The following is a 13,825-nucleotide window of genomic DNA, read 5'->3' as shown; positions in this document are numbered from 1 at the left end:
CACACATCACCAACAAGGGGGCGCACATGGCGATCACTCAAATCGACCTGGATGATGAGGCCCTCGCCGAGGCGATGCGACTGTCCGGAGCCAAGAGCAAGAAGGAAACGGTCAACCTGGCACTACGCGAGTACGCGGCCCGCCATCGGCGGATCGCGGCGCTCGATCATCACGCGACGGCCGCCCGGGGCTGGGACTACGAAGGCTGGCAGGACCTGCACCGCGCGAGCAAGACGCCAGCAGAGTGATCAAGTATCTGATCGACTCGTCCGCGGCCTGGCGGATCCTACGCGACGATGCGCTCCGCGAGTCATGGGCCGATGTCATCTCGGACCACGCCATCGGATCGTGCCGCCCGCAGCGCACAGAGTTCCGCCGCTCGGCTCGCGGAGTGGACGAGTACGAAGAAATGACCTCGATGTTCGCCGATCTGTACCCGGACGTCGCGGTGCCCAAGAGCGCATGGCAATGGGTGGACTCAGCGCAGTACCGCCTGCTTCGAGCCGGCGCGCACCGAGCACTGTCCTGCGTGGATCTTTTGATCTGCGCCTGCGCCGCCGTCGGCGGCCTGACGGTCCTGCATGACGACAACGACTTCATCACCGCAGCTCGACACCTGCCCGACCTTTCCGAACGCCGGGTCCTCAACCTTCCTTGACGCGAAGGACCAGAACCACGGTTGGACCACACGTGGCAGAACGGCAAGCGCGGCGACCGCCTGCTGCCGGTGATGAACTCGTCGATCTCGTCACCCCATGGCGCTAGGGCTGTGTAGAGCTGCGATCCGAATCCGACCCAGCGTGTGCCGGCCCCGTTGGATTGATCGAGGAATGGGGCGCGATGCCGTGGGGTCTCCCTCCAGCGCGACAACGAGCCGGTCGACGGGATGCTCTTCTCGCACAGGTCCCTCCATCCGGCCGGGCGGCCGGAATCACTGGGCTTGGCTGGTACCGATGGAACGGCGATCCAGCCACCTGTGCCAGGGCACCGCAGCGGGCGTGTGCTTGGCCTGCGCTCGCTCAGCTCACCTCGAACCAGCACACGATCGCGCTGACGACCGGCAGAGGGGGTGCGGGTGGCGAAGCCCCCGCCTCGCGCGACGAAGTCGCGCAAACAAAACGAGGCCGGAATGGTCAGCGCGTTCCGCTGACACACTCCGGCCCCGGTCTCGTGGGCGATACTGGGATCGAACCAGTGACCTCTTCCGTGTCAAGGAAGCGCGCTCCCGCTGCGCCAATCGCCCTGGCATGTGGTGCTCTCGTGCGAGGTGGAGACGGGATTTGAACCCGTGTACACGGCTTTGCAGGCCGTTGCCTCGCCTCTCGGCCACTCCACCGAGGTGGCCCCTGTGTAACAGGCCGCTCCGAGCGGACGACGGGATTCGAACCCGCGACCCTCACCTTGGCAAGGTGATGCGCTACCAGCTGCGCTACGTCCGCGTGTCTCCGGTGTGTCCCGGCGACGGACAAAACATTAGCCGGTCATGCCGCCCGCCGCCAAACCGGGGTACCCCGGCGTGTCGTCACCTGGGAAAACACGCCAGGATCCGGGGTGTGGAGCTGACTACCTGGTACCTGGAACAGACCGCCGCCGCGCAGATCCGCCCGGGGCGGGGGCCGTCCGAGGAGGTGGAGGTGCGCCGGGCCGAGGTGCCGAGCCCGGAGTTGAGCCGGTTCCTCTACACCGCGGTGGGCGGGGACTGGTTCTGGACGGATCGGTTGCCGTGGACGTGGCAGCAGTGGCACGACTGGCTGGCCGCGCCGGGCGTGGAGACGTGGATGGCGTCGGTGCGCGGAACGCCCGCCGGCTACATCGAGCTGGACGGCCGGAACCCCGGCGAGGTGGAGATCGCGTATTTCGGCCTGCTGCCCTCGTTCGCCGGCCTGGGCATCGGGGGTCACCTGCTCACCGAGGGGCTGCGGCGCGCGTGGGGTCTCGCGGAGCGCTGGGAGCACCAGACGCCGATCCGCCGGGTGTGGGTGCACACGTGCAGCCTCGACGGGCCGGCGGCGCTGGCGAACTACCGGGCCCGGGGCATGGAGCTGTACCGGACCGAGGTGACGGCCCGGGAGGACGCGGCGGAGACGCCCGGACCGTGGCCGGGCGCCCGCGGGGTCACAGCTTGAGGAACATCCCGAGCGAGTGCGGCGCGGTCTCCTGGAAGCCGTGGCGCTGGTAGAGGCGGCGGCCGGGCGGGTCGCCGAGCAGGTTCACGTAGGCCCCGGGCGGGGCGTCGCGGCGGATCCGGTCGAGCAGGGCGGTGAGGACCGCATCGCCGAGGCCGCGGCGCTGGTGGGCGGGGAGGACGGCCATGTCGATGATGTGGAAGTACCAGCCGCCGTCGCCGAGGACGCGGCCCATGCCGACGGCCTCGCCGCTGTCCTCGTGGATCACGTGTACGGCCGCCCAGGCGCCGGCCAGGCCTGCTTCCGCCTGCTCCCGGGTCGGCGGGGTGAGGCCGGACTCGGTGCGCAGCGCCAGGTAGGCGTCGAGCGAGGGCGGTCCGTCGGCGAGCCGGTATCCCGGCGCAAGGCTGGTCATGACGGCAATGATCGCCGAGGCCGAGGGGAAGAGGGGACGCGGAAGGCCCGGGGGCCGGTCAGGTGAGGGCGATCGGGAGGCCGGGCGAGGTGAAGGCCCGGCCGTCGTCGGTCACGGCGGCCGACTCGTATCCCTCGTCCACCCGCTTCGCGAGCCACGCCAGCCCGGCCTCGCCCATGGCCAGCGCCGCCGTCGCGTAGGCGTCGGCGACGGCCAGGTCGGGCCCGGCCACGGTGACCGAGCGCAGGCCGGTGGCCGGCTTCCCGGTACGAGGGTCGAAGACGTGCGCACCCCGCTCGTACGTCCCGGAGGTGGCGACCGCGCCCTCGGTGAGTTCGAGCACCCAGCTCAGCTTGCCGGCCTCCCACGGGTGCCGCACCCCGACCCGCCACGGCCGCCCGGACGGCCCGGCCCCGCGCATCCGGATGTCGCCGCCCGCGTTGATGTAGTGCCGCCGCGAGCCGGCCGCGAGGAGCCGCTGCGACGCCACCTCGACCGACCAGCCCTTGACGTACCCGGACGGGTCGAGGGCCCCGCCGGCGTACGCGTCGAAGTAGCCGTCGGTGTCCCGCCACAGGTCGGCGCAGCGGTCCAGGACGTGCCGGAAGTCATCCGACGTGTCGGCCAGGGCGACCTCGTGACGGCGGAACCGGCAGACCTCGCTGTCCGGCTTGTAGGTGCTGAAGCGGGCGTCCACCTCATGCAGCCACGAGCAGGTCATGTCCACCAGATCCGACAACTCGGATTCGGGCCGGGAGTCGGCCAGCTCGATGCTGACGACCGTACCCATGACCTGCTCGACATGACGCACGCCGCAACCCTACGCGCCCGCCTTGTCCAAGGCGGCCTGGAGCGACTCGACGTAGGACTGGCTCGTGTAGGTGGCGCCGGACACCCCGTCGACCTCGGCGCTCTGCGCCTGGAGCGTCGCGGCGGCGAGCTTCTTCACCGCGTTCGGGTTGATCGTCCCGCTGAAGCCCTCGGTCGGGTACGTCGCGTCGGCCGCCGAGATCTTGCCGCCGCTGACCTTGATGGTGACCTGGACGGTGCCGTACTCGTTCTGCGCGGCCTTGCCCTTGTAGGTGCCGGCCTTGAGCCCGGCTTCCTCTTCCTTCTTGTCCGACGACTCCGACGAATCCGACGACTCCGATGAGTCCGATTTGTCCGACTCGGAGGACTCCTTCTTGGAAGGCTTCTTGCTCTCAGCGGGAGCGGGCTCGTCAGTGCCCTCCTCCGAAGGCTCCCCCTCGGCCGCCGCCTCCTGCGCGACCGGCGCGGTCGCCACCGGCGCGTCCGGCGGCTGCACGCTCAGGCGCACCCCGAGGATCAGGGCCGCGCCGGTGAGGGTGCCGACAGCTGCTGCGGTACTGCGTCGCATCGCGATTCTCCCTGGGGACTAGAACTCGAAGGGATCGAGGTGGATCTGGCTCTGCGGCACGTCGAGGTCGTGCAGCGTGCCGACCGCCGCGTTGACGAGCCCGGGCGGGCCGCAGAGGTAGACGTCGCGCCGGTTCACGTCCGGCACCAGGCCGCGCAGGCCCTCGGGGGTGAAGAGCCGCCGCGGGCCCGGGTCGTTGCGGCCGCCGACGATGTACCGCACCCACGCGTCCCGCTGCTCGGCCAGGTCCTCGAGCTCGGCCCGGAAGACCAGCTCGTCAGGCCGGCTGGCGCGGTAGATCACGATGGTGTCCGGCGGCATGTCCTCGAGCAGGGCCCGGATCGGCGCGATGCCGCTGCCGCCGGCGATCAGCAGGGCGCGGCGGCGGGTACGGCGCTGGGCCGTGAACGTGCCGAACGGGCCCTCGGCCCAGACCGGCGTGCCCGGCCGCATGGTGGCGAGCTTCGCGGTGTGCCCGCCCGCGATCGTCACGGTGAGCCGCAGCCACTGGCCGTTCGGGGCGGCCGAGAGCGAGAACGGGTGCGACTGCCACCAGCCGTTCGCGGTGAGGAACCGCCACCGCATGAACTGGCCGGCCTGCACCGGGATCCTGTCGAGCCGCTTGCCCTCGATGTAGATCGAGAACGTGTTGGCGCCCTCGCCGACCACCTCGGCCACGGTGAACCGGTGCCGGGCGTTGAGCCAGACCGGCTCGACGACTCGGCCCCAGAAGAGCGCCGCGATGGTGAGGCAGCCGAGGGCCGGCCAGAAGACCGAGGCGAACTTCCCGCTCATGTCGGCGCCTGCGGAGATCTGGTGGGCGTACCCGAGGAGCAGGACGGCGTAGCTGGACAGGTGCAGCAGGTGCCAGAGCTCGTACGGCAGGACGTTGCGGACGAACCGGATCGACGTCAGCGCGATCACGACGAGCAGCACGGTCGCGACGGTGGCGCTGATCATGTCGGGGAACGTGGTGATGACGGTCCAGCCCTGCTCGACGACGCCGGTCCCGGCGGTGAGCGCATAGCCGTAGACGATGAAGACGACGTGGCCGACGACCGCGGCGAGCAGCGAGGTCCCGAGCCAGCGGTGCCAGCGCAGGAGGTCCCGGGAGCCGACCCACTCCTCCAGCCAGGAGACCCGGCTCATCATCAGGAGCTGGATGAAGAGCAGGTAGCCGCCGACCACCCCGGTGATCCGGCCGGCCGCCAGCATCATGCTGGTGGTGTCGCTGACCGCGCCGGCCTGGGTGTTGAAGAGCCAGAGCGAGATGCTGGTCGCCAGGCCCGAGAAGAACAGCAGCACGGTGAGCAGCCGGTTGCCACTGGTCGCCTCGGCGGGCGGACGGTCGTCCGGGATCGGGACGCCGGTGCCGGCCTTCCAGCCGGTCGGGTCGGTGAGCGACTCCACGACGACTTCGCCACGCCGATAGGGGTCGGCCTGCGAAGAAGCCGGCCAGGGCGGCATCGAAGGGTTGTCCCAGCTCGGTCGCCCGAATTCAGGCTGCCCGAAATCAGGCCGCCGATCGAAATCGGACCGGTCGTCGCGCAGATCCGCGAAGTATCCGTCGTCGTCGGGCAGCTCGCGTTGGTCCTGGTAGGCCGGTATGGCCATGTCGTCCTCACCTGCCAGCAGTCGTCTCACGGCGTCTGCCACCCCCTGCGGCTGACGTGACGACCCCGGTCGGCGAGGAGCCGTCAGGGATGGGTACGCGCCACGCAGCCGGTTGGCTCAACGACCCTCCGGAAAATTCCGATCCGCGGGATCGGGATAGGTTGCCCGCATGGAGAACCCCGAGGTGGTCACGGTGGTCGGCGTCGGCGCCGGCGGGTGGTCAGACCTTTCGGGTACGTCGCGACGCACGCTCACCGGAGCCGATGTGATCTTCGGCAGCCCGCGGCAGCTCGGCCTGCTGCCGGACGCGGTCGCCGCCCGCCGGGTGCCGTGGCCGTCGCCGCTGGTCCCGGCCCTGCCCGGGCTGCTGGAGGCGGAGCGCGGCCGGACCGTCTGCGTGCTCGCGAGCGGCGACCCGATGTTCCACGGGATCGGCGCGACGCTGGCCCGGCTGATCGGCCCGGACCGGATCCGGGTCCTGCCGCACCCGTCGTCGGTCTCGCTCGCGGCCGCCCGGATGGGCTGGGACCTGACCGGCGTGGACGTAGTGAGCTTGGTCACCGCGCCGGTCTCGGCGCTGAACCGGTGGATCAACCCGAACCGCCGGCTGCTCGTCCTCTCCACCGGCGCGGACACCCCCGCCGAGGTGGCCGGGCTGCTTACCGCGCGCGGTTACGGGTCGGCGTCGCTGACCGTTCTGGAACAGCTGGGCGGTCCGGCCGAGCGGGTCGTCGCCGGCACCGCCGGCTCGTGGGTGGTCCCGCCGGGCGATCCGCTCAATGTGGTGGCGGCCGAGCTGGGCGGCGGGCCTGCGGCCGCGTGCGTGCCCGGGCTCCGCGACGATGCGTACGAGGGGGACGGCCAGCTCACGAAACGTGAGGTGCGGGCCGTGACCCTGGCCGCGCTGGCGCCCGCGCCGGGACAGCTGCTCTGGGACGTCGGCGCCGGATCGGGCAGCGTCGGCATCGAGTGGATGCGCAGCCACCCGGCCTGCCGGGCGATCGGCGTCGAGTCGTCCGCCGAGCGGGTCGCCACCATCACCGCGAACGCCGCGGCTCTCGGCGTACCCGGCCTGCGCGTGGTGCACGGGCGCGCGCCGGAGGCCCTCGACGGGCTCCCCACGCCCGACACGATCTTCATAGGCGGCGGCGTGACCCGGGACGGGGTCCTGGACCGCTGCCTCGCGGCGCTGCGCCCCGGTGGCCGGCTGGTCGCGAACGCGGTCACCGTCGAATCCGAGGCGGTGCTCGCGGCCGCGTACGCGAAGCACGGCGGCGAGCTGACCCGGCTCACCGTGCAGCGCGGCTCGCCGGTCGGCGGCTTCACCGGCTGGCGCTCGTTCATGCCCGTCACGATCTGGTCGGTGGTCCTCCCATGACAGCGCACTCCATCCCCGTCACGATCCGGCCGGTGGTCCTCCCATGACAGTGCACTTCATCGGCGCCGGACCGGGCGCGGCCGACCTCGTCACGCTGCGCGGGCACCGGCTCATCGCCGCGGCGCCGGTCTGCCTCTACGCCGGCAGCCTGGTCCCGGCCGAGCTGCTGGAGGCGTGCCCGCCCGGCGCCCGCCTGATCGACACCGCGAACCTGAACCTCGACCAGATCGTCGCCGAGATGGTCGCCGCCCACGAGGCCGGTCACGACGTGGCCCGGTTGCACTCCGGCGACCCGTCGGTGTTCAGCGCGGTGGCCGAGCAGATGCGGCGGCTCGACGCGGCCGGCGTGCCGTACGACGTGACGCCCGGGGTGCCGGCCTTCGCCGCGGCGGCGGCCTCGCTCGGGCGGGAGTTCACCGTCCCCGGCGTGGCGCAGACCGTGATCCTCACCCGGACCGCGGAACGCGCCACCGCCATGCCTCCCGGCGAGGACCTCGCGACACTCGGCGCGAGCCGCTCCACGATGGTGCTTCATCTCGCCGTCCAGCGGATCCGCGCCGTGGTCGCGGAACTCGTCGGGAACTACGGCGCGGACTGCCCGGTCGCCGTGGTGGCGCGGGCCAGCCGGCCGGACGAGCTGATCGTGCGCGGGACGCTCGCCGACATCGCGGCCCGGGTCGAGGAGGCGGGCATCAAGCGGACCGCCGTGATCGTGGTCGGCGCCGCGCTGACGGCCGGCCAGTTCCCGGACAGCCACCTCTACTCGGCCGACCGCTGCCGGTCCTCGTCATGAGGATCCTGCTGCTGGGCGGCACCCCATGAGGATCCTGCTGCTGGGCGGCACCTCGGACGCCCGGCGGCTCGCCACGCTGCTCACCGACGCGGGCCACGACGTGGTCAGCTCGCTGGCCGGCCGCACCCGGGATCCGCTGCTGCCGGCCGGCCGGGTGCGGATCGGCGGGTTCGGCGGGGTGGACGGGCTCACCGCCTACCTGCGGGACGAGCGGATCGACGTGCTCGTCGACGCGACCCATCCGTTCGCCGCGCGGATGACCGGCCATGCGGCGCTGGCGTGCGCCGCTTCCCTCGTACCCCGCATGGTCTTGCGCCGACCGGGCTGGACGGCCTCGCCGGGCGACGAGTGGCACCGCGTCGCGTCGCCCCGCGAGGCCGCCGCGCTCATCCCGGGGCTGGGCCGCCGCGTGTTCCTGACGACCGGGCGGCAGACCATCGCGGCGTTCGCGGAACTCGACGAATGCTGGTTCCTGGCGCGCTCGGTCGAACCGCCCTCCGGCACCCTGCCGCGACACCTCGAGGTGCTGCTCGACCGGGGACCGTTCACCGTGGACGGCGAGCGGGAACTGATGGCCGCGCACCGGATCGGCGTGCTGGTCACCAAGGACAGCGGCGGCGCCGACGCCAAACTGGTGGCGGCCCGCGGGCTCGGCATCCCGGTGGTCATGGTGGACCGTCCCGCACTGCCGCCCGGCCCCGTGGTGTCCACCCCCGAGGAAGCGCTCGCCGCGCTGCCCTGACTCGCTGCCCTGATTCGCGGCTCGGCCTCGCTGCCGAAAACTGACACCCTCCAGGGGATCCGCATCGGCGCTGATCGGTGCGAGGCTCGGGACATGCCGGGGCCAGCGCTGCACGCCGAGTTGAACGCGGTGCGTGCGCTGGTGTCGCACGGCCTCGCCGAGGTGGGCACGGCCGCCGAGGCCGGCCAGTTCTGGGTCCGGTCGGCGGCCGCCCGGCTCGCCGCCGTCGACGCCGTGCTGACCGAAGCCGCCGGCGTGGTCTCCCTCCCGGTCCAGGCCCTCGCCATGGGCGCCGTCTCGTTCGCGGCGGTGCTGCTCTCCGCCTCGGCCGCCCGCGCCGCCGGCCTCGCCACGGCCGGCACCCTGATCGTCGTCGTGCTGACCCTCGTGATCCTCGCCTGCCTGACCCCCTGGGCCGGCCGCCGCCTCCGGATCGCGCTCGGACGGCGGCGCCTCGGCCCGATCCCCGCCCTTACCGGTCCGGTTCTGATCAGCGTGCCGGAGCTGCTGGCCCGGGCCCGGGTACGGCTCGTCTCGGCCGCCCTCCGGCACGTCGGCTCGGGCCGCTGGACATCGCCGGAACTGAGGCTCGCAGCCCGCACCGACCCGGTCACGAGGCGGCTCGCCGAGGCCGATCTGCTGCTGTGCCAGGCGGTCGACTGTTTGGAGCGCTACCTCGACGACCTGGCGAAGGGATGAGGATCTTGCCCGGCTTTCGGCCTTCGGGAGGTGACCGTGCCGTCGCGTGACGATCCCTTCGCCGGGCGGCTGGCGCCCCGGCTCGCGCGGATCGAGCGGGAGCTGGCCTCGGCCGTGGTCGATGCTCAGGTACGGGACTGGTCCGCGGATCGGCCGGATCGGGTGGGGTTCGCCCGGCTCGGGCAGGTCCTGGCCGACGTATCCCGGGCGCGAGGGCGGCACCGGCGGACGTGGCCGACCACCATATCTCCCACCTTTTTCGGGATTATTGCCGTTCTGGTGGTCGGTGGGGCAGGCCCGGTCATCCTCGCTCTGGCGGCCGCCGCCGGGGTGGGGATCGGGTTCGCCGTCCTGGCCGTGGTCCGCCGCCTGCGCCTCGACGCCGCCCGCCGCGCCCGGCTCGGGGTGGCCGCGATCGACGACCCGTACCTCTACGCCTCCCTCCGCCCCCGCCTCGAAGCCTGCGCCGTCGCCGCCCGGGCCGACCGCTCCCACCGCCGCCGCGCCGCGGCCACCGACCTGGAATACGCCCTCGACTGGCTGGCCGCCGCCCAGGAGCAACTCCCGCGCTGAGGTGGCCGCGCCGCCGCGGGACCAGCGCGGTGGGAGCTGTGCTGTGAGCGCCCTCACTGTCACATCTCCGGGAGCAGCCTCGTCCTCCCCATGACCGACACACGAGGGAGCAACCATGAAGGCAGTAGTCGTAGGCGGCACCGGCCAGAGCGGGAAGCTGCTGGTCGAGGCGTTGCGGGAGCGGGGGCACGAGGTGATCCCGGCGTCGCCGTCGACCGGGGTGGACGCGGTCACGGGTGAGGGGCTGGCCGGGGCGCTGGACGGCGCCGACGTCGTGGTGGACGTGACTAATCCGTCCGACCCGGCGCTCTTCGCTCCGCTGTCCGAGAACCTCGCGGCGGCCGAGCGGGCGGCCGGCGTCCGGCACCACGTCGTGCTCTCCATCGTCGGGTTGGAGCCGGCCGGCGGGCACCCGTACTACCAGGCGAAGCTCGCGCAGGAGGCGGCCGTGAAGGCCGGCGGCGTGGACTACACGATCGTGCGGGCCACGCAGTTCTTCGAGTTCCTGGACACGATCATCGGCATGGGTACCAGCGCGCCCGACCTCCGGATGCAGCCGGTCGCCCTGTCCGATCTCGTGGCCTATCTGGTCGAGGTCGTCGAGGGCGCGCCGGTCAACGGCATCGTGGAGGTCGCCGGCCCGGAGGTGCTCACGCTCGGCGAGATCGGTTCCACGGCCGGCCGCGGCTGGATGGGCGTCGACATCCCGGCCGGCGCCCTGGTGGCCGGTCCCGGCGCACGCCTCGGCTCGACGACCCTGGCCGCATGGAGAGCAGCATAGGAATAGGAGAAGGCCGGCCCCGAGTCCGGGGCCGGCCTTCCAGATGATCAGATTCCGGCGGTCGCCAGGTTGCGGGTGACCACCTCGTGGCGCCACGTCACCGCGGCGGCCGACGGCGCCTTGGCGCGGCGCGGGGTACGGGCGATCAGCACGCCGTTGACGATCAGGGCGCTGGTCAGGCCGACGAGCGCGGACGCCCAGACGGCCGGCTGCCCGGCGCCGAGACCGTAGAGCAGCCACGAGGCGCAGGCCGCCGCGGCGAGCCGCCAGCGCAGCGGGGACAGGCCGGACAGGTCCTGGGTGCGGTCGCGGAGCAGAGCCAGCGGCTGCGGGATCGCCGAGACGAACGAGACGCAGGCCAGAACCGTGCCGAGGGTGGCGGCGGCGGCCGGGCCGGAGATCTGCGGCAGCGCCGCGAGCGAGGCGATCACCACGATGGCCGTGAGCACGCCCGCTGCCGTCCCGGCGCTCGTCAGCAGAGCTTTCCGCGTACGAAGATGGGGTTGGGTCAAAAGCAGTGCCATCAGGATCGCGAGCCCGGTGCTGGACGCAACCACGTTGGTGACCACCTGGAACGGGTCGCCGATCAGCAGACCGTAGGTGACCCACCCCAGCGGCATCGCAACTCCGAGCATGCATGCCGTGGCGGACAGACCGCTGGTGCGGCGGCGCACGCAGGAGCGGTAGACCTGGGGCCAGGCGATGGACATGGACAGGGCGGCGCCGAGAGTGCCGAAGACGTGGAGCAGCATGATCCGTTTCCGAGTCGGTGTCAGTGACACCGATCCGTTCGGCCTGGTCATCGGCGCGCTGACGGACGGCACCCGCATCGCACCCCGGCACAACGAAGCCGCAACCGACAGCCGGGGTGACGACCACCCATCAACGTTTGGCACAGTGGACGGATGCTGACCGACGTGGACCTGCCCGCGCCCGGACTGCTCTGGACCCGCTGGGCCACGTTGGGCGCCGTCCTCACCGGCCTCGGCCACGCCGGCGTGTGGTCGATCGACGACCGTGGCGCCGCACTCGACGACCGCGACGGCGGCTGGGCCCGTTTCGCTCTGCTCGACGGACGGCGCGCCGTGCTCTACGGCCACCGCGACCCGTCCTCCGGCGAGCCGATCGACCCGATGCTCGACCTGCTCACCGGCGCCCCCGACTGGCTGCCCTGGGACGATCTCGACCCGCTCCATTTGGGCTTCGTGATCTGGCACGAGAACGGCCGCTGGTCCCGGGTCCGCTACCGCGACGGCCACCTCGACGGCATGATCGACCTGCTCGAGCCGCTGCTCACCGCTGACAACACGATCACGGCCCTCACCGCCATGATCCCCGGTGGGTCGCGCGAGGCGGCTTCCCGCCTGCTTGCCTCATCCGTACGGGCGGAGCTCACCGGCTCGTCGTTCACCGAACTACTGGGCGGGGCGGCCGACGCCGGGGCCGCCCTCGACGTGGCGACCCGGGCCGGGCTGGTCCCCGGCTCACAGGCCCCGCGCATCCCGCCCGGCAAACGGCCCCCGATGCGCCGGGTCCGCCGGCTCAGCCAGGGCGAACACGACCGGCTCGTCTGGGCCGCCATGCAGGACGCCACCGAGCTGCGGCGCCCCGCCCCGCCGCACACCGACGAGCTGGACGCGCTGATCGCCTGGCTCCAGGAACGCTCCCCGTCCCGGGACGGCCGCTGCACACTGCTCGCCTACGCCGACGCCACCAGCTTCAGCTCCCAGCCCGGCGAGCACCCGCCCGCCGACGAACCCGGCGAGGAGCGCTTCGCCGGGTTCCGGCGCCTGACCGAGCTGGTCCGGGCCCTGCGCCGGGCCGAGTCGGACCCGCGCTACGGCCGGTGGCTCTACCTGCGTGTCGAGACGAGCGCAAGCGGCGTCCAGGTGGAACGCCGCTACGACTCGTGGCCGGCCTGGTGGCACGACGACGGGGTGTCCGGGCCGTGGCGCACCAATCTGCAGGACGAGATGGAGGGGCGGCTGCCCGCCTATCGTCCCGCCTGGGTGGCGCTGCTGGACCCGGAGGTGGCGTACCGCCCGACGAAGCGCTGAAAGGTCAGCGCGCCTTGCCGGCCCGGAGCAGCTCCAGGGACTTCGCGAGCCGGCGGGCCCGGGTCTCCGGGGTCTTCGCCGAGGTCAGCTGGTCGGCGTGCCAGCGTTGGTTGCTGAAGGAGAGGCTGTCCCAGAACGCCTTGACGTGCGGCTCCACGGTCAGCGCCGCGTCGAGATCCGCCGGCACCTCGACGGTGCGGGGAGTGCTGTCCAGCTCCACCGCGACGTCGTACGTCTCCCCGCCTTCGAGATTCCCCTCCCGGCGCCGCTCCGCGCTCACGCCGAGCCAGTAGTCCCCGCCCATCCGGGCGATCGACGACCGGAACTCGTAGCCGTTCACCCGCACGACGACCTTGGGCCGCCCGCCGCCGCCGAGCCCCTCCACGATCGCGTCGGCGACCTGGAAGCCGGTGGTGGTCCCGCCCGTACGCTGCAACTCCGCCCGGAACTCCATGCCGCCACCCTAGAGCCTCAGCCCGCTCCGCGAACCCCACCAACCACCCGAACTCATCACGACCCAGCGCCACAAACCCCGCCACGCCGCCCCGCAGCAACCGCCCCCGTCCTGCCGCTTCGCCCCGCCCTCGTCGTCCTGCCGCCCTCGTCCTGCCGCCCTCGTCCTGCCGCCCTCGCCCTGCCGCCTTCGCCCTGCCGCCCGCCGCAGCCGCCCCCACACCGACCGAGCCCCAGCGGTCGAGCCCACCCTCCCCGCGATCTTGGACGATCCACTACCGGATCCGGCGGCAAAGCGTCCAAGATCCCGGACAACGGACGCTTCGCCGCCCGAACCGGACCGATCTTGGACGACCGACCACCCACAGACATTCCTGCGCGGATCATCAAGATCGGGGACGACAGGCGAAGCGTCGCCACACCACACGCACCGAGCCGATCTTGAACGGGCCACCACCCACATCGGCGGCAAAGCGTCCAAGATCGCGGACAACAGGCAAAGCATCGCTGCACCACACGGACCGAGCCGATCTTGAACGGGCCACCACCCACATCGGCGGCAAAGCGTCCAAGATCGCGGACAACAGGCGAAGCGTCGCCGCACCACACGGACCGAGCCGATCTTGGACGGGCCACCACCCACATCGGCGGCAAAGCGTCCAAGATCGCGGACAACAGGCAAAGCATCGCTGCACCACACGGACCGAGCCGATCTTGGACGGGCCACCACCCACATCGGCGGCAAAGCGTCCAAGATCGCGGACAACAGGCGAAGCGTCGCCGCACCACACGGACCGAGCCGATCTTGGACGGTAC

16 protein-coding genes and 3 tRNA genes are annotated in these 13,825 nt (G+C 72.2%); 10 read left to right on the top strand and 9 right to left on the bottom strand.

What is annotated here, in order from left to right; translation table 11 throughout:
- The first annotated feature begins 26 nt into the window (after positions 1-26).
- The gene (locus AB0G10_RS04830; RefSeq protein WP_239164851.1) at positions 27-248 is read left to right on the top strand and encodes a type II toxin-antitoxin system VapB family antitoxin; all 222 of its coding nucleotides are present in this window, start codon (positions 27-29) and stop codon (positions 246-248) included.
- A complete protein-coding gene (locus tag AB0G10_RS04825; RefSeq protein ID WP_360916515.1) occupies positions 245-658 on the top strand; it encodes a PIN domain-containing protein in 414 nt (137 codons plus the stop codon). The genes AB0G10_RS04830 and AB0G10_RS04825 overlap by 4 nt, the downstream gene beginning before the upstream one ends.
- A gap of 513 nt (positions 659-1,171) precedes the next feature.
- On the opposite strand, the gene AB0G10_RS04820 is transcribed toward AB0G10_RS04825, so the two are convergent.
- From AB0G10_RS04820 to AB0G10_RS04810, 3 genes are all read right to left on the bottom strand, one after another.
- Positions 1,172-1,243, bottom strand: a tRNA-Val gene (locus tag AB0G10_RS04820).
- A 22-nt stretch (positions 1,244-1,265) separates the two neighbouring features.
- A tRNA-Cys gene (locus tag AB0G10_RS04815) sits at positions 1,266-1,336 on the bottom strand.
- A 30-nt stretch (positions 1,337-1,366) separates the two neighbouring features.
- Positions 1,367-1,439 (bottom strand) — tRNA-Gly (locus AB0G10_RS04810).
- A 114-nt stretch (positions 1,440-1,553) separates the two neighbouring features.
- Between AB0G10_RS04810 and AB0G10_RS04805 the strand changes: the two genes are divergently transcribed.
- Positions 1,554-2,126 (top strand): GNAT family N-acetyltransferase, encoded by a 573-nt coding sequence (locus AB0G10_RS04805; protein WP_360916512.1) that lies wholly within the window; start codon positions 1,554-1,556, stop codon positions 2,124-2,126.
- On the opposite strand, the gene AB0G10_RS04800 is transcribed toward AB0G10_RS04805, so the two are convergent.
- The 4 genes from AB0G10_RS04800 to AB0G10_RS04785 are packed head-to-tail and all read right to left on the bottom strand — an operon-like array spanning position 2,116 to position 5,563.
- Positions 2,116-2,541 (bottom strand): GNAT family N-acetyltransferase, encoded by a 426-nt coding sequence (locus AB0G10_RS04800; protein ID WP_360916509.1) that lies wholly within the window; start codon positions 2,539-2,541, stop codon positions 2,116-2,118. The genes AB0G10_RS04805 and AB0G10_RS04800 overlap by 11 nt on opposite strands.
- Before the next feature lie 58 nt (positions 2,542-2,599).
- Positions 2,600-3,331, bottom strand: coding sequence for an FAD:protein FMN transferase (locus AB0G10_RS04795; protein ID WP_360917963.1), 732 nt, complete (start codon positions 3,329-3,331; stop codon positions 2,600-2,602).
- A 30-nt stretch (positions 3,332-3,361) separates the two neighbouring features.
- Entirely contained in the window at positions 3,362-3,919 is a 558-nt protein-coding gene (locus AB0G10_RS04790; protein ID WP_360916506.1) for an FMN-binding protein, read from the bottom strand.
- An 18-nt stretch (positions 3,920-3,937) separates the two neighbouring features.
- Positions 3,938-5,563 carry a ferric reductase-like transmembrane domain-containing protein gene (locus AB0G10_RS04785; protein ID WP_360916503.1) on the bottom strand — a complete coding sequence of 542 codons (1,626 nt, stop codon included), beginning with the start codon at positions 5,561-5,563 and terminating at the stop codon, positions 3,938-3,940.
- A gap of 139 nt (positions 5,564-5,702) precedes the next feature.
- Here AB0G10_RS04785 and cbiE point away from each other — a divergent pair, with 139 nt between their 5' ends.
- From cbiE to AB0G10_RS04755, 6 genes are all read left to right on the top strand, one after another.
- The gene (gene cbiE, locus AB0G10_RS04780; protein ID WP_360916500.1) at positions 5,703-6,911 is read left to right on the top strand and encodes a precorrin-6y C5,15-methyltransferase (decarboxylating) subunit CbiE; all 1,209 of its coding nucleotides are present in this window, start codon (positions 5,703-5,705) and stop codon (positions 6,909-6,911) included.
- Between the two features lie 43 nt (positions 6,912-6,954).
- Complete coding sequence (cobM, locus tag AB0G10_RS04775) at positions 6,955-7,704, top strand: precorrin-4 C(11)-methyltransferase (RefSeq protein WP_360916497.1); 750 nt, start codon at positions 6,955-6,957, stop codon at positions 7,702-7,704.
- Positions 7,705-7,729: 25 nt separating this feature from the next.
- Complete coding sequence (locus AB0G10_RS04770; RefSeq protein WP_360916494.1) at positions 7,730-8,446, top strand: cobalt-precorrin-6A reductase; 717 nt, start codon at positions 7,730-7,732, stop codon at positions 8,444-8,446.
- A 93-nt stretch (positions 8,447-8,539) separates the two neighbouring features.
- Positions 8,540-9,145 (top strand): hypothetical protein, encoded by a 606-nt coding sequence (locus tag AB0G10_RS04765; protein WP_360916491.1) that lies wholly within the window; start codon positions 8,540-8,542, stop codon positions 9,143-9,145.
- A 36-nt stretch (positions 9,146-9,181) separates the two neighbouring features.
- Positions 9,182-9,718, top strand: a complete 537-nt coding sequence (locus tag AB0G10_RS04760) for a hypothetical protein (protein WP_360916488.1) — start codon at positions 9,182-9,184, stop codon at positions 9,716-9,718.
- Between the two features lie 115 nt (positions 9,719-9,833).
- Positions 9,834-10,499: an NAD(P)H-binding protein gene (locus AB0G10_RS04755; RefSeq protein ID WP_360916485.1), complete on the top strand. Its 666-nt coding sequence runs from the start codon at positions 9,834-9,836 to the stop codon at positions 10,497-10,499.
- A gap of 47 nt (positions 10,500-10,546) precedes the next feature.
- Here the strand turns inward: AB0G10_RS04755 and AB0G10_RS04750 are convergent, their stop codons facing one another.
- Positions 10,547-11,251, bottom strand: coding sequence for a SemiSWEET transporter (locus AB0G10_RS04750; RefSeq protein WP_360916482.1), 705 nt, complete (start codon positions 11,249-11,251; stop codon positions 10,547-10,549).
- Between the two features lie 153 nt (positions 11,252-11,404).
- Between AB0G10_RS04750 and AB0G10_RS04745 the strand changes: the two genes are divergently transcribed.
- Complete coding sequence (locus AB0G10_RS04745) at positions 11,405-12,556, top strand: hypothetical protein (RefSeq protein ID WP_360916480.1); 1,152 nt, start codon at positions 11,405-11,407, stop codon at positions 12,554-12,556.
- Positions 12,557-12,560: 4 nt separating this feature from the next.
- Here the strand turns inward: AB0G10_RS04745 and AB0G10_RS04740 are convergent, their stop codons facing one another.
- Positions 12,561-13,010: a YdeI/OmpD-associated family protein gene (locus AB0G10_RS04740; RefSeq protein WP_360916477.1), complete on the bottom strand. Its 450-nt coding sequence runs from the start codon at positions 13,008-13,010 to the stop codon at positions 12,561-12,563.
- Positions 13,011-13,825: the final 815 nt, after the last annotated feature.

It is taken from the genome of Actinoplanes sp. NPDC023714 (assembly GCF_040639855.1).
Taxonomy (GTDB): domain Bacteria; phylum Actinomycetota; class Actinomycetes; order Mycobacteriales; family Micromonosporaceae; genus Actinoplanes.
The sequence above is the reverse complement of the archived record's forward strand: the minus strand, read 5'-3'. Positions and strand labels throughout refer to the sequence as shown.

What these genes read in the sequence shown, in the direction of transcription:
- AB0G10_RS04830 (WP_239164851.1), top strand. Translation starts at nt 27, where the DNA reads ATGGCGATCACTCAAATCGACCTGGATGATGAGGCCCTCGCCGAGGCG.
- AB0G10_RS04800 (WP_360916509.1), bottom strand. Translation starts at nt 2,541, where the DNA reads ATGACCAGCCTTGCGCCGGGATACCGGCTCGCCGACGGACCGCCCTCG.
- AB0G10_RS04795 (WP_360917963.1), bottom strand. Translation starts at nt 3,331, where the DNA reads ATGGGTACGGTCGTCAGCATCGAGCTGGCCGACTCCCGGCCCGAATCC.
- AB0G10_RS04790 (WP_360916506.1), bottom strand. Translation starts at nt 3,919, where the DNA reads ATGCGACGCAGTACCGCAGCAGCTGTCGGCACCCTCACCGGCGCGGCC.
- cbiE (WP_360916500.1), top strand. Translation starts at nt 5,703, where the DNA reads ATGGAGAACCCCGAGGTGGTCACGGTGGTCGGCGTCGGCGCCGGCGGG.
- cobM (WP_360916497.1), top strand. Translation starts at nt 6,955, where the DNA reads ATGACAGTGCACTTCATCGGCGCCGGACCGGGCGCGGCCGACCTCGTC.
- AB0G10_RS04770 (WP_360916494.1), top strand. Translation starts at nt 7,730, where the DNA reads ATGAGGATCCTGCTGCTGGGCGGCACCTCGGACGCCCGGCGGCTCGCC.
- AB0G10_RS04765 (WP_360916491.1), top strand. Translation starts at nt 8,540, where the DNA reads ATGCCGGGGCCAGCGCTGCACGCCGAGTTGAACGCGGTGCGTGCGCTG.
- AB0G10_RS04755 (WP_360916485.1), top strand. Translation starts at nt 9,834, where the DNA reads ATGAAGGCAGTAGTCGTAGGCGGCACCGGCCAGAGCGGGAAGCTGCTG.
- AB0G10_RS04750 (WP_360916482.1), bottom strand. Translation starts at nt 11,251, where the DNA reads ATGCTGCTCCACGTCTTCGGCACTCTCGGCGCCGCCCTGTCCATGTCC.
- AB0G10_RS04745 (WP_360916480.1), top strand. Translation starts at nt 11,405, where the DNA reads ATGCTGACCGACGTGGACCTGCCCGCGCCCGGACTGCTCTGGACCCGC.
- AB0G10_RS04740 (WP_360916477.1), bottom strand. Translation starts at nt 13,010, where the DNA reads ATGGAGTTCCGGGCGGAGTTGCAGCGTACGGGCGGGACCACCACCGGC.